The organism is Bacillus sp. bc15 (assembly GCF_900142585.1).
Classification (GTDB): domain Bacteria; phylum Bacillota; class Bacilli; order Bacillales; family Bacillaceae_G; genus Bacillus_A; species Bacillus_A cereus.
In genome coordinates this window covers 75,925-90,395 of sequence record NZ_FRBJ01000003.1, presented here as the reverse complement: position 1 = coordinate 90,395, position 14,471 = coordinate 75,925, and the positions used below count along the sequence as shown (strand labels likewise).

Genomic DNA, 14,471 nt, shown 5'->3' with positions numbered 1-14,471 from the left:
CCCGTAACTGGCCTGATTAAAGTTTCACTTTATACACCAAGTAATTCTTTTAGTTCGTCTGTTGATAGTTCAGTCATCCAACTATCGCTTGTGATGACCGCATTGTTTAGAGATTGTTTTCTTTCTAGCATTTCATCAATTTTTTCTTCTAATGTTCCTGTTGTAATGAGTTTGTGAACATGAACAAACCGTTTTTGACCAATGCGATATGCGCGGTCTGTTGCTTGATTTTCCACAGCTGGATTCCACCAACGATCGTAGTGAATGACATGGTTGGCAGCGGTTAAGTTTAGTCCTGTTCCGCCAGCTTTTAAAGATAAGATGAAAATGTCATACGTTCCATTTTGGAATTCCTCAATCATCTTGTCACGATCTTTTTTCGGTACACTACCGTTTAAGAAGAGGACACGCTGGCCGAATTTTTCTTCTAGCACACGTTTTAGCATGTTCCCCATGCCGATGTATTGAGTGAAGATGAGGCAACTTTCATTTTGATCTTTTATATTTTCGATGAGCTCCATTAATATTTTTGTTTTCATGGAGCGTTCAACGACATTTTGTGGCTCTTCTTCTTTTAAATAAAGAGCAGGATGATTACAAATTTGTTTTAGCTTGTTCAGCATAAGTAATATAAAGCCGCGTCTTTCAATTCCGCTTAATCCTTCTACATTTTGCAGTGTATCTTGAACAAGTTGTTCATATAAGGAAGCTTGTTCACCAGTAAGAGGACAATAAGCTTTTTGTTCTTGTTTATCTGGTAAATTTAATGCGACTGTTTGATCTTTCTTCGTTCGGCGCAGTAAAAATGGTGAGATAAACCGTTGAACTTGCTGGATTTTTCCTTCATCACGATCTTTTTCAATCGGTGTGACGAAGCGGCGCTGGAATTGCCCTAAGCTTCCGAGATATCCATGATTAATAAAGTCGAAAATGGACCAAAGTTCAGCGAGGCGATTTTCCATCGGCGTACCAGTTAAAGCGATTTTGTGATTTGCTTGCAAGTTTCGTACTGCTTTCGACTGTTTCGTATGTGGGTTCTTAATATTTTGTGCTTCATCCAAAATAACAGCATCCCAGCATAATGAAGTTAGTTCTTCCTCATCGAGTTGAGCCAATGCATAAGATGTTAATACAACATCTGCTGATTGAAGGAAATCTTCAAATGAATTGCCCTTATCTCTATTACTTCCGTAATGTAATTGAACACGTAAATTCGGTGCGAAACGCTCAAATTCTTTTTGCCAATTTCCAAGAACAGATGTCGGTGCTACGATTAATGCAGGGCCTTTTTTGAGATTGTTTTCTTTTATATATAGTAAGTAAGAGATTGTTTGAATACTTTTCCCGAGTCCCATATCGTCAGCTAGCAATGCTCCAAATCCAAGCTTTCGTAAATATAATAACCATTCAATACCGTGTTGTTGATACGGACGAAGTGTTGCGTTTAGTGAAGTAGGGACATCTACTTTTGGAATATCTCCAATATGAAGCAGCTTCTGGAAGAGTTCTTCATAATATCCATCTAGTTCGATTTCAATATCAGTAAACGGACTATTATCTTCTACAATTTCCGTTTCAGCCGTATTTGATAAATGTTGCTGCAGGACATCTTTCATCTCTAGTCCGTATTTATCGGCACGGTTCATGAGTTTCCTTACTTCTTCGATAAAGGCTGGATCTAGTCGCATCCATTGACCGTTTATATTAAATAGACGTTTGTTTTGTTCAACGAGCTCGAAAAATTCGCTTTCTGATAAATCAATGCCGTTCGTCGAAATGCGCCAGTCAAAATTAACGAGCGTATTCATACCGAAGAACGATTGTGTTTGTGCTGTATTTTGCTTCAACTGGACACGTAATTTCGGTTTTGTTGCTTTTAAATTTTGCCACCATGATGGTAGTAAAATTGTAATGCCGGCTGCAAGTAATTCATTGCTTGCTTCTGTTAAGAAGTTCCACGCTTCTGTTTCAAAGAGCTCGTTTCGGAACGTATCTTCTTCTTTTAACCACGGTATGAGCTTACTAAAACCTTCTTGTGTCTCTGTAATCCGTTCTTCGTAATCGTGCCATCTTTTCGGTAAGGAATCGATGTTTTCATATACATATATGCGATGCGCCCCACGCTTTGGTGTCACAATTGTTTCAAGCTTCCACATTTCAAATTCTTCTTGTGGTTCTTGCAGTCTTAGTCCGATTGTAAACGGAAGATCATCTTCAATATAACCAATTTTTCGAAGCCAATCTTCTTCATGTAGTGCTGTTTCCAATTGTCTTTTCGTAAAGTCGTAATGTTCATATAGTCTTTTGGCATCTTCCCAGCCGTCATTTGAGCGATTATCTTGTAATATGCTTTCATTAACTGCTGCTGAGAAAAGAGATGCTAATGTGTCATCTTCAATTGCTGTATTTTGGACTTTCCAAGATGGTTGTTTGGACCAATGATTCATATCTGGTACGAAGTTACCACTCGTAAAGGCATCCCATAATTCATTTGCATCTTTCGTAAGGGCTGTAATAGGTCCGTTTATTTGCATATGTGCAAATGAATTCATCGGTTTGTTTGCAATGTATTCAAATGCTTGTGCGTTTGTTAGCATAACACCTTGTTTTCCTTCGAAGGTTGCTTCTTTTAGAAACGTACCGTAGAAAGAAGTGGAGTGCCATGTGAATGCATTTCGTTTCCAACTTGTTACGGATAATGGAGTACCGCTGTCATCTTCTCCCCAAAGGAACCAACCTTGACTAACATGCTGGAGCCTAATTGTTACTTCAGTTTGATTGATCATCGATTAATTTTCCTTTCCGTAATTCCTCTTGTAGTGCACGCAGACGTGAATGGAGATTGGCGATGTGAATAATGAAAGCATCCCATTCATCGGTGCGTTTTAATCGTTTATATAATGTGCGTAATTTCTTTAAGTAACGAACTGCGCGTTTATATGATTTGCGATTGCGTTCTTCAATCGCCTCTACAGCAGCAAGATGGTAAAGAGGAAGTGCCGCTTCTGGCGCTTCTTTTTCAATATCTTTCAGTGGCTCTTTTAACAGTTCAATTGCTTCAAATCCATATAGGAGATGAAGCTCTGCCCATGTGCGATACTGTTTTTTCGCGAGTACGTACTGTTCATAGTTTGTGAAACTATACGGTAATAGTTCTTGTAAGATCATTTCGAAACCCGCTTGTTCATTTGTATGTGTTGCATATGTTTCATACATGATTACAAATAGGCGAACGACATCTTTTATAAAAATCGTATTTTCGTGATCTTGGATTGTTTTCTTTACTTGTTTATACGTAAAGGAAAGCCAATTTTTCGCACGATCCCACTGCATGGCACTTAATAGTTCTTCTAACCAATAGAAGTATAGACTCACAACAGAAGCAGGCTGTTTTTTTAGTAAGTCCATCGCTAGTAGATCTTCGTCATTCAAAAAGAGAAGATGGGAAGACGCTAACGCTTTGGATAGTGGATTGATTTTCGTATCGATTCGTTTTTCTTCTTCTTGTATTTTCTCTTTATTGTTTAAAAGTTCACTCCATATGTGACGATAAATGAAAAATCGCTCTTGCGTATAAGTGTCGGTAGAGAAGAATACTTCATGAACGAGACGAGCTGTTTCTTGTAAAATTATTTCAGACTCTGAAGGAATCGCTTCTGATTGTAAGTCCCGAACGATGGATTCCACTTTGTCTACAAATAGGCGAATGACATTAACAGGTTGGTGATAAGAATACGTTTTGTTTGCGTCGAATGCCTGAATTTCTTCTAATAACTTTTGAAAGCAGTAAAGTGCTGCGTGTAACCTGAATAATTCATGTATCGCAATGACACGCGGAGCTTTCCGCTCAAGTTTCGTATAGAAATCTGTAAAGATACTCATAAGAAAATACATTTGTTTATAAGTAAGCCGAGCTTGTTCTTTTTTAAATGATTCATATTCTTTTTCAAAATACGATTGCCAACTTTTATAATCGGTTTCTTCAAAAGCTGATGATTGCAATACTTGTCTTGCAGTTCGAATAGGAGGAAGGGAAGGTTTCGTATTATTTTTAAATAAAGTTAATACATCTCCTACTTGCCCGAAACTAGACGCTGCAGATAGTAATACAGCAAGCATATGCTCACATTGTGTTGGTGCGAAGCAATCACAATAACTTTCAGCGACGTTACGAATCGGAATATGAACGCTATATACGTTGCCTTCCGCATCTACAGTTCCTGATAGTGTATAACCATCAAAGTCAACATTGTAGACAACACCACTACGATATAGGTGCCGAGCTGTAGCGACATGTTCCTGATCAGCTGTTTGCTGTGGATCTAGTCCTTGAACGAACTCATTCGCAATCATCATAATTTCATCTTTCGTAATTGAGTGTTGCAGCATAATATTCCTCCGTACACATATTTCTTTCCTTTACCATTATAAACAAAAAATGCTCAAAACAGAAAAAATGAAATTTGGATTACATAACTTGAAAATCATGGTAATATATAAAATGTTAATTTCGTATATGAATATATACGTATAGGAGGAGAAATAATTTGTCAGATTTACAGACGAAGTTAGGTAGTGGAATGAATAAGTTACAAGAAGGAATAGAACAAGGGAAAATGAAGTTGCAAGTTGCACAAGAAATTGCTCAATTGAAAAAGGGAATGCAAGTGCAAATGCAGAAAAAAGCAGAGGTTCTATTAGAGGTTGGACAGCAAGTGTACGTTCAATTAAGAGGAAATGGAGTAAATGAAGCGAGCTTAAAAGAAATGATTGCTCCAGTTCAAGAATTTGATGTAGCTATTTATCAAGCAAGAAAACGCATTGTTGAATTGCAAAAACAACAAGGTGAAAAAGCTACATGTGAATGTGGTGGACCTTTATCAATAAATGATAAGTTTTGTGGTTCGTGTGGAAAGCCTAACCCAATGTTAGCAGTAGAAAATGAAGGTGAAACGGTAAATTGTATTTCATGTAATGAGCATATCGATAAAAACTCTACTTACTGTCCAGTTTGTGGAATTAAGCAAAGTGGGGAGTGAATTAAATGTATTGTCGCACATGTGGAAAACAACATGGTGAAGAAGTAAATTATTGTCCAAATGAAGGTAGTATGGAGATTGCAGGAGCTATAGATGCAATAACATTAGAAAAAGATACTGCAAAATACTGCAAAGGTTGTGGCAATGAAAATGCTCAAAAAAATTTATATTGTCAAAAGTGTGGGTATTCTTTATTTGTTGCGAAGAAAAAAGAACAATCTGTAAAATTGCCTACAATGGATGGTGCTCCTAAAGTTGAATTTAAAGCAGATAAAGCCGTTTTACAAAAAGGTTTTATTGGTGGGGCTGTTGCAAGTATTCTCATGTTAATTGCTGGTTGGATTGGTAGTTTATTATTTGCTTCTATGTTAAGTGAGATGTTTAGCAAATTTGCGAAAGAATTAGAAATGTTGCCGAATTTTTATTCGAGTGCAACTTCTACGATGTTAAGTTATCATTTACTTGGTTTTACAGCTAACGACGATAGTGGATTGATATTTTCTTTATCTTGGCATACTCCATTTACATTACTATTAATCATTCCATTTATTATTTTCGCTGGTACAGGAATTTGGTTAGGGAAGCAGCATGTTGCGAAAACGATTAAAGATCAAATTTTTATGGCATCAACAGTTGGTATTATTTATGGCGTCTTTTTATTCATTATAAGTTTTATAGCATCACAATCTTTTGCAATTCCATTCTCAGAAGCAGGTAAGATTACGGTTGGCTATTCAGCGATTAAGAGTTTATTGAGTGGTTTTGTATGTGGGACATTATTTACCTTATTAGGATTTATTGCTCATACAAGCAAAAACAATATGGCAGCAGCATTTCAAGAGTTAATGCCATATGGAGCGTCTGTTTATTACGGTGTTTCAGCTATGATAAAGGGACTTTTAGTAACAGCAGTAGCGGTTTGTATTATGGCGTTAGTAAGTAAGGAAGATGGTATTGAACCATTAAAAGAAATAACAACTTTAAAATCTGAAAGTACATTATTAGCATTAGAGTTAACACCTCAATTATGGAGTATGGCTCATTTTGCGCCGTTAGAAGTATCAAGTCCAGCACTTAGTAAGGAATTTACTGGAATTGGTAAGAAATCAAAAGCGGATGAGAGCACACTATCGTTTTCATTTATATCAGGCGTCTCTGTAAATGGCGTAGAGCTCAGAGAGATATTGATTTCAAAAGGAGCAAATGAGGAAAGCCTTGCAGAATTTGATAAAGTGAATAACGTATTCCATTATGGTTTATTACTGCTTATTATTCCATTGTTCTTTATGTTTAGAGCGGGAAGAAAGTTAGCTAAATTACCGACTGCCAATATATATATTACATTAGCGGTATGCAGTGGTTCTTACACAATTATGATGATTGTAATGAATATGATTTCTAAGTTCCAAATTAATGTTTCAGGAACTGTAACAGGTTTATTTGGAACAAGTGGAACGGTATTATCTATGCAAAATTCATTTATATATTTAACTTTGTTTAGCTTGATTGTGACATATGTAGCAGCATTTGCTGGAATGAAATTAGCTAAAAAATAGGAGGAGAGCACGTTGAAGTTTTGTGGAACATGTAAAAAGAACGTTGCAGACCATTTAAACTTTTGTCCTGAGTGTGGGAGTAAAGTAGAAGTAATCGTTGATAACACTGCTGCTTCATATACAGAATTACAAAGCGAGACAAAACCAGTGAAAAGTAAGAAAAATGTATTTTTAATCATTGGTTTAGCTATTATTGTTATTTTATTATTTGGGGCATATAAATTTGGAGCATATAAGTTTTCAAAAGAAAAGCAAGTAAATGTAATGATTGAAGCATTCCAAAAGAAAGATATTAACGCAATTGATGAGTTTGTGAAAGCAAATGATTCAAGCTTAAAGATTAAGACAGAGGATATTAAAGCGTACATGCGTTATTTAAAAGAGAATCCTTCTTACAACAAACAATTGTTGTCTTATTTACAGAAAGAGACAGTAGATCAAAAGTTAACAAAAGATAAACCTGCATTTAAAGACGGGGAAATAGTAGAAGAGGGAAAAGAGTGGTTCTTATATCCAAAGTATAAGTTCAGCATGAAATCTTATTATATGAATGTAAGTACAACTGCAAAGAATGCAGAAATATATGTGAATGACAAAAAAGAAACAGAGCTTTCTAGTGATAAAAATTCGAAAGAGTTGGGGCCATACTTCCCAGGTACATATGTTGTAAAGGCAATGGCGAAGACAGAACTTACTGAATTAGAAACAGAGAAAGAAGTAGATTTAGCGGATGAACAGAGCGAGAAAGTGAAAATTGATTTATCGCTTGAAGGCAATTATGTAAGCATTTCTTCTGATAAAAGTGATGCAACTGTATTTGTGAACGGGAAAAAACGTGGAAAATTAAGTTATGGAAGTTATAAGCTTGGTCCTGTATCCACAGATGAAACAGTAGAAGTACATTTAGAGAAAACTACTGATTTCGGTGTGATGAAATCTGAAAGTGTTAAAATTGGAGACCAAAGCACGTATTACTTAAAATTCCCGAAAGAAACATCAAATTCAGCAGTGGGCGACTTTGTAAAAAATCATATTTATGCTAACGTACGTGCAATTTCATTAAATGATTTTAGTTTAATTGAAAATAATTATGATAAGAGCGGGAAATCGTATAAGGAAGACCGTGATTATATACAGTATTTACACAAAAAAGGAATTACAGAAGACTTATTAACGATGGAAGTTCGTAATGTAGAGCGTCAAAGTGATACGAAATATAAAGTAACGACATATGAAGAGTATCATATTCGTTACGGTGATGGATCTGTGAAGTTCAAAAGTTTTAATAACGAACATATTGTAACTGTGAATGGAAATGGAAAGATGTTGTATCATTCTCTTGGTGCAAATAATACGTTGAAATCAGAAGATGTATCTGGTCCAACTCGTTAATATGAAAGAGGCTGTTCAATATTTGAACAGCCCCTTTTTGTAGCTAAATCGATATTTCGTGTCAAACCGTTGATATATCGTAAGTTATGATAGATATAATTGAAAAATCGTTGATATATTGCGATTTATGATAGATATATTCGGAAAATCGTTGATATATTTTTCTTAAATTTTGTTCATGAAGGGAAAATAAAAAAGATATCACTTAGCCGAAAAATCCGGCGAGGTGATATCTTTTTTTACGATTATGAGTGCGTTTCCTTTAATATCGCTTGTACATACGAATCATGTAATATTCGCTCTATAATTGGCAACATATTTTGTTCAAATGGAATGTCGATAGGAAATGGTTTTTGAGAGCCTGGTTTTATTCCATATTGCACAATTTTGTAATGTGTATTGTTTTCAGACTTGAGCACAATTAACTTATAGCGATTATCATCGCCAGCGAGTGAGAAATCAATAGAAGTAGCGTTATATGTTACTTCATCTTTATATATGTACGGCTTTGGCGTACCAATCCAGTCTACTTTTGCTTGTACATTCATGGGCATAGCCTCCTTATATGTATTATAAATAAATAAAAGCCAGCTCTCAATAAAGAGAACCGGCTTGTAATTTAGCAGTCATTGGTTATTTTAAAATTTTCACTTTAACAGTTTTGCGTCCCCATTTTTGAGCAGCGCTATCTGATCCAAGTAAGATGTCGATACGGTTACCTTTAATTGCGCCACCAGTATCTCCAGCGATAGCTTCTCCGTAACCTTCTACCCATACTTTAGATCCTAATGGGATTACTTTCGGGTCAACAGCGATCATTTTCATGTTTGGATTCGCAGTTAAATCATGACCCATTGCAGTTAATACACGGCCGCCATATGTGCCCCCGTTTTCGCTCGGGTGAGCTGTATATGCTGTAGCTACAACTGTTAACTCACGACCACCAGATGGTGTGCTAGTTTCAGCAGCTTTCACAGCAGGCTTAGCAGCTGGTTTTGCTTGTGCTGCAGGTGCTGCAGGTGCTTGAGCCTTAGCTGGTGCTTCAGCTTTAGCAGGAACAGTCGTTTCTTGTTTCTCAATTACAGGTGCTGTACCTGTTAAGAAAGGAACATGAACATAAGCTGTTTTCCCGTTATATTCAAATTGTAACCACTCATTTTGTACTTGGTTCGTTGTTTCGATTACATCGTCTTTCTTCAACTTTCCAAGAATTTCTGAGTTTGTGTTCGCTTCAGCACGTACGTTTAATACGTTAGCTGTTACGTAGTAGATGCTTTTTGTGAACTCTGCACTTACGAATGCGTCTTTACCGTCTAAAGTAACTTTTGACCATCCGTTCTCTGTATTTTGAACATCTATCTTATTACCGTTTAGTAATTTACCGACAACTTTTGATTCCGTAGTAGGGTTTTCGCGTACGTTTAGTACGTCTGTTGTTACAACAGTTTCTGCATTAGCAGATGATGTGAAAATCCCAAGACCAAAAACTGCTGCTGTTGCTATACCAATTAATTTTTTCATGATAGCCTCCATTGCGTTTGTTTTCGTGTCCTCATTATAGCAACAGATTTTTTCGGATTTGGGGAAAACACACAATTACAAACCATTCGTAATAAGTCGTTAACATCCTGTAATATAACAAAAAATATAGGAAAGCGTTTTTCATTCTATATGACTCATAGGTTTCTAGTTATATTCAAAATATTTAATACAACATGTTTTTTTCGACGTAAATAAGAATATTACAGGGATGTTACATGATGTTTACTAAACGATTACATTCCTTGAGTATTTTACCGTTTTATGGGTAATATAGTTATATAAACATAAACATTTTGTTTGTGAAGCTATAAACACGTGCTATATACTAGCAAAAAAACCGCATAATTGTTACAAAACGAAAGGGTTGCAAGGAAGAACTTTGCCCTTTTTTACATATGTAACACATCCTTTTTTAGGAAAATACATTCCTATCCGCGTTTTTCTCACACAATTTGACAGCAGTATTTCTAACTTGTAGCTCTTGCAGAGTGAAAAGGTTATACGAAAGGTAAGGCTGTCCATAAGAATTCGAATTGGTGAAGGTGAAAGTAAGAAAATCACCGCAAAATTATAGTTTTCTATCCGATTTTACATATCGGAATTTATGTTATTTACAAAAACGAAACCTACGAAGGGGGATTTGATGAGGAAACTGACAAAAACATTCATCGTTTCATTAACATTATGTATTGCATTTACAATTTGGGGGATTATTCCCGAATCTATTATTGGAAAAGGTAGCTTAGGAAATGTAACAACCGCAATTCAAACTGCATTAGTTAGTAAGTTTGGATGGTTTTATATTATTTCCGTTTCTATTATTTTAGGTGTATCTATCTTTTTAATTGTTTCGAAATACGGTTCTATTCGTTTAGGTAAAGATGATGACGAACCTGATTATAGTTATATGACATGGTTTGCTATGTTATTTAGTGCTGGTATGGGTATTGGCTTAGTTTTCTGGGGCGTTGCCGAACCATTAAACCATTTATACGCACCTCCGTTTGGGGATAGTGCAACTGAGGAAAGTGCGCGCCTTGCACTGCGTTTTTCATTTTTCCATTGGGGATTACATCCTTGGGGACTATATGCGTTTGTAGCGTTATGTATTGCTTACTTTACCTTTAGAAAAGGAAAAGCAAGTACGATTAGTGCGACAGTAGGTCCGTTATTTAAGGGCGGGGAACACGGGCGTATTGCTCATTCATTTGATGTGTTAGCTGTTTTCGCAACTGTGTTTGGTGTTGCAACATCATTAGGTCTCGGTGCAAAACAAATTGCAGGTGGTGTTAGCTATTTAACATCTATTCCGAATTCATTAACGACACAGTTAGTTATTATTGCAATCGTAACAGTTCTTTTCATGTTATCTGCACAAACAGGTCTTGATAAAGGAATTAAATATTTAAGTAATACGAACATTATTTTTGCATTTGCACTTATGATCATTGTATTATTTGCAGGTCCAACAAACTTTATTATGAATTACTTCACTTCAACAATAGGTTCTTATATTCAGGAATTGCCAAGTATGAGTTTCCGTTTAAGTCCATTGGATGAAGGCGGAAATCAATGGATTCAGTCATGGACAATTTTCTATTGGGCATGGTGGATTGCGTGGTCACCATTCGTAGGTACGTTTATTGCTCGTGTTTCACGAGGCCGTACAATTCGTGAGTTTGTTATCGGTGTGTTACTCGTACCGACTGTAATTGGTGCACTTTGGTTCTCCGTTTTCGGCGGAACAGGTATTCATATGGAGCTGTTTGGTGATGCACATATCTTCGACAAAGTGAAAGAGATGGGAACAGAAGTAGGATTATTCGCTATGTTCGATCAGATGGGCAGCTTTGGATCAGCTTTATCAGTTTTAGGTATTTTACTTATTGCAACATTCTTTATTACATCTGCAGACTCTGCAACATTCGTTTTAGGGATGTTAACGACACATGGTAGTTTAAACCCACCAAATCGTATTAAAATGATTTGGGGTATCGTTCTAGCCGCGATAGCTTCTACGCTATTATATATTGGCGGATTAGAAGCCTTACAAACGGCAGCTATCATTGCAGCATTCCCGTTCGTCTTTGTTATTTTCTTTATGATGGCAGCATTATTTAAAGAGTTACAAAAAGAAGGACGTATGAAGCGTCATTAATAATAGAAGGAAAAGAGCTGATTTCATATCAGCTCTTTTTTTATCCCTCTATTTGCTGAGCAGTAAGAACCCCACCTCAAAATTCAGCAAAAGCAAATAAATCGAGCTGCTTGTAAAAGTCCGATTGGTGATGGCTGATTAAAGTTTCACTTTATATAGAAGGAATTTGGAATGCGGGTAAGGGAAATAAAATACTTTACTATATAAGTAGTATGCCTTTTATACGAAGAAAAAACGATAGGTTTCGACAATATTCGATACCTTATGAATTCTATTCGTATTTTTGTCAAAAATATGTCGGAAATGTGTTGTCACGTTTATATATATGTGCTATATTATTTCCTGTAAGCGATTTCAAATAGTTTTAAAGCGCATTCAAGGGGGACATCTAGAATAATGAAACGTTACGAAAGAAAGTGGAAGCATATTTGTTTGAAACGTGTGGCACATCGTAGTGTCCAAGAAAGCACGGAACCTAAGACTGAAACGCGCAAAGAACAGCAAGAGAAGCAATTGGTTCTACAAAAATAGCAATCACTTTTTCGTATATAAATGAAGGTCGATCGTTCGTTGGGGGATGGACGTGAAATTACTTTCAGCTAAGGGGTATTGTCTGATATATAATTTATACGGCAATAAATAAGCACAGAGCATACGGCGCTCTGTGCTTATTTTTATTTATCTTTTTTGAATCGAACTGTCTTATCCCAGCCAATGACTTGTTTCTTGCTCTTCGCACGTAAGTATAAGATTAAGCTGCGAATAAATAAGTACGTAAAGAGCTGTGCGTACGTAAAGTACATAATAACGCTAATAAAAATATTAGTCGGTGTAAAGGTTCGTTCCACACTCTGGGCACTAAATAATTGAGAAACATATGTAATATATGCGACATACCACATAAATAGTAGTGGAATGCTATATTGAATTTGGAATATCCCGAGTAGCCCAATTACAAACCAAACGTTCGAAATGATTAGGAATAGCCAAAATACAACATACACTAGAACTTGTTGTAAGGAATGAACGAGCAGTTTTCCTTTAAAGAAGCTTAATGACGAGAACATTTTTTCTAAAATGTATAAATTCCCTTGGAGCCAACGTGTACGTTGTTTAATAAGAATTTTTAAATGCTCTGGTTCTTGTTCCCAAGTAACTGATTCTGGGACGATTGGTAAGAGATAACCTTTTTGTGTAATTCGTAATGTTAATTCGGCATCTTCTGCAATTGCATAAGGGTCATAGCCACCAAGCTCTTCTAGTGCAGAGCGACGAAGAAGCATGTTTGTTCCTGTCAGTGAGCCTGTTTGGAATAGTAACCAGCGTCCAGATTGCATAAGGAGCTGGAAGATTTGAAATTCTAGCGAAATCATTCGCGTCAGCCAGTTTCTTTTTTCATTTACTGTACGAACATGTCCAACAGCCCCAACAGCATCTTCAGTTGTTTCAGCGTGCTCTACAAGCATTCGCAGTGCGTGTGGCTCAGGCTGGTTATCTGCATCATAAACACAGAAGTATTCACCATCTGAAATACTAAGGCCGTAGTTTAGTACACGTGATTTACCCTTCGGTTCACCGGGTGGAACACGAATGTGACGAATGTGGGCATAAGCTTTGTCGAAATCATCGCCGATTTCAGGTGTTTCATCTTGAGAGTTATCATTTAATAGATAAATGGTTAGCTTTCCTGGATATTCAATCTTCGCCATTGCCTCTAAAGTATCTTTAATAACGACCCCTTCATTATGAGCAGGGATGAAAATATCGACGCTCGGATAATGTTCTAATGTACGATCTTTTCGTTTACTATTTCGGTGAATTAAGCCCGCAATTGTTAAGAAAGAGTAGTAAACGAGTAAGCCAGAGAATAGAAAGGCCGTAAAAATAAGAACATATTTAATTGAAAATGTGATACTGATCCAAAAAACGAGTACGCAAAACAGAAGAAATAAAAGAAGTATAACGAGAGTCATCATAACAATGTCTGTCCTTTGTTTCCAATTTGCTCACGTGAAATTTTTATATCTCGGATTGCTTCAGCTGCAAGCCATTGCTCCATTTTTGGCTTTAGGCGGTTCATTACAATATCAGCACCAGCTTCATTTGTGTTTTGTAATAAAATAACTAGCGTATTATTATCATATTCAGCAGCAAGGTCAAAATCATTCCTTACGGTTTCAACTAATAAGGAAGCTACACGGTCCATAACACTTTCCTTCGTATATTTACTAAAGGAAGTGAAATCAAAGTAAACAATAAAGCCTGTTTCATTACGACGATTCATTGCAGTCGTTAATAACGCTTGGCGTCTCTCGAATTCTTGTCTCGTTAGTAATTTTGATTCTCCAATATATTGTTCCAACGTTCTCACACGCTCAGTTAAAGTTTTATTTTCATGAATCACTTTTTTCAATAGGTGAGTTGTTATGTATACAATGAAGAAGTTAGCTGCCATCAGGAAGTGGGTAATCATATATTGCCATTGAACTGATGTACTCCATAAATGAAGCCATGCTTGATAAAATAAATAAAATACGGAAATGATGGTTCCTAGTATGAAGAAAATAAATGCTGTTTTGTCAGCTAAAAATAAGAATAGTACATTTACGATTACGTATATTATTGTAAAAATGAGCGCATGCTCATAATTCGTCACATGTACAGTAGTAAAATAAAATACAATTTGTAGAATCCACATAGAGAGGATTTTATAGAACTTATCTTTCACAAAACTTTCCTCCTTAAAGCTATTTCATCCATAGATACTTGTAGTATGCGCAATTA

The 14,471-nt window shown here is 36.1% G+C and carries 10 protein-coding genes; 4 read left to right on the top strand and 6 right to left on the bottom strand.

Annotation, left to right across the window (positions count from 1 at the left end):
- Nucleotides 1-29 precede the first annotated feature (29 nt).
- The gene (locus BUA87_RS14215) at nt 30-2,786 is read right to left on the bottom strand and encodes a DEAD/DEAH box helicase (RefSeq protein WP_072940035.1); all 2,757 of its coding nucleotides are present in this window, start codon (nt 2,784-2,786) and stop codon (nt 30-32) included.
- Nucleotides 2,770-4,389, bottom strand: coding sequence for an SWIM zinc finger family protein (locus BUA87_RS14210; protein ID WP_000939149.1), 1,620 nt, complete (start codon nt 4,387-4,389; stop codon nt 2,770-2,772). The genes BUA87_RS14215 and BUA87_RS14210 overlap by 17 nt, the downstream gene beginning before the upstream one ends.
- A gap of 158 nt (nt 4,390-4,547) precedes the next feature.
- On the opposite strand from BUA87_RS14210, the gene BUA87_RS14205 reads away from it, so the two are divergent.
- From BUA87_RS14205 to BUA87_RS14195, 3 genes are read left to right on the top strand one after another with little or no spacing between them, the layout of a single operon-like run.
- Entirely contained in the window at nt 4,548-5,039 is a 492-nt protein-coding gene (locus BUA87_RS14205; protein ID WP_001281749.1) for a zinc ribbon domain-containing protein, read from the top strand.
- Between the two features lie 5 nt (nt 5,040-5,044).
- Nucleotides 5,045-6,595, top strand: a complete 1,551-nt coding sequence (locus tag BUA87_RS14200) for a zinc ribbon domain-containing protein (RefSeq protein WP_065229580.1) — start codon at nt 5,045-5,047, stop codon at nt 6,593-6,595.
- 12 nt (nt 6,596-6,607) lie between these two features.
- Complete coding sequence (locus BUA87_RS14195; protein ID WP_072940032.1) at nt 6,608-7,987, top strand: zinc ribbon domain-containing protein; 1,380 nt, start codon at nt 6,608-6,610, stop codon at nt 7,985-7,987.
- Between the two features lie 245 nt (nt 7,988-8,232).
- Here BUA87_RS14195 and BUA87_RS14190 read toward each other — a convergent pair whose 3' ends face one another.
- Both BUA87_RS14190 and BUA87_RS14185 read right to left on the bottom strand, forming a co-directional pair.
- Nucleotides 8,233-8,535, bottom strand: a complete 303-nt coding sequence (locus BUA87_RS14190; protein ID WP_072940031.1) for a DUF3910 family protein — start codon at nt 8,533-8,535, stop codon at nt 8,233-8,235.
- Between the two features lie 85 nt (nt 8,536-8,620).
- A complete protein-coding gene (locus BUA87_RS14185; protein WP_000733342.1) occupies nt 8,621-9,508 on the bottom strand; it encodes a cell wall-binding protein EntA in 888 nt (295 codons plus the stop codon).
- A 664-nt stretch (nt 9,509-10,172) separates the two neighbouring features.
- Here BUA87_RS14185 and opuD point away from each other — a divergent pair.
- Nucleotides 10,173-11,687, top strand: coding sequence for a glycine betaine transporter OpuD (opuD, locus tag BUA87_RS14175; protein WP_001229103.1), 1,515 nt, complete (start codon nt 10,173-10,175; stop codon nt 11,685-11,687).
- A 674-nt stretch (nt 11,688-12,361) separates the two neighbouring features.
- Here the strand turns inward: opuD and BUA87_RS14170 are convergent.
- Complete coding sequence (locus tag BUA87_RS14170) at nt 12,362-13,663, bottom strand: glycosyltransferase family 2 protein (RefSeq protein WP_000988751.1); 1,302 nt, start codon at nt 13,661-13,663, stop codon at nt 12,362-12,364.
- Nucleotides 13,660-14,415, bottom strand: coding sequence for a nucleotidyl cyclase domain-containing protein (locus tag BUA87_RS14165; protein ID WP_065229578.1), 756 nt, complete (start codon nt 14,413-14,415; stop codon nt 13,660-13,662). The genes BUA87_RS14170 and BUA87_RS14165 overlap by 4 nt, the downstream gene beginning before the upstream one ends.
- Nucleotides 14,416-14,471: the final 56 nt, after the last annotated feature.

Bases quoted from the DNA above. Each gene is read 5' to 3' on its own strand.
- BUA87_RS14215 (WP_072940035.1), bottom strand. From the start codon at position 2,786: ATGATCAATCAAACTGAAGTAACAATTAGGCTCCAGCATGTTAGTCAA.
- BUA87_RS14210 (WP_000939149.1), bottom strand. From the start codon at position 4,389: ATGCTGCAACACTCAATTACGAAAGATGAAATTATGATGATTGCGAAT.
- BUA87_RS14200 (WP_065229580.1), top strand. From the start codon at position 5,045: ATGTATTGTCGCACATGTGGAAAACAACATGGTGAAGAAGTAAATTAT.
- BUA87_RS14190 (WP_072940031.1), bottom strand. From the start codon at position 8,535: ATGAATGTACAAGCAAAAGTAGACTGGATTGGTACGCCAAAGCCGTAC.
- BUA87_RS14185 (WP_000733342.1), bottom strand. From the start codon at position 9,508: ATGAAAAAATTAATTGGTATAGCAACAGCAGCAGTTTTTGGTCTTGGG.
- opuD (WP_001229103.1), top strand. From the start codon at position 10,173: ATGAGGAAACTGACAAAAACATTCATCGTTTCATTAACATTATGTATT.
- BUA87_RS14170 (WP_000988751.1), bottom strand. From the start codon at position 13,663: ATGATGACTCTCGTTATACTTCTTTTATTTCTTCTGTTTTGCGTACTC.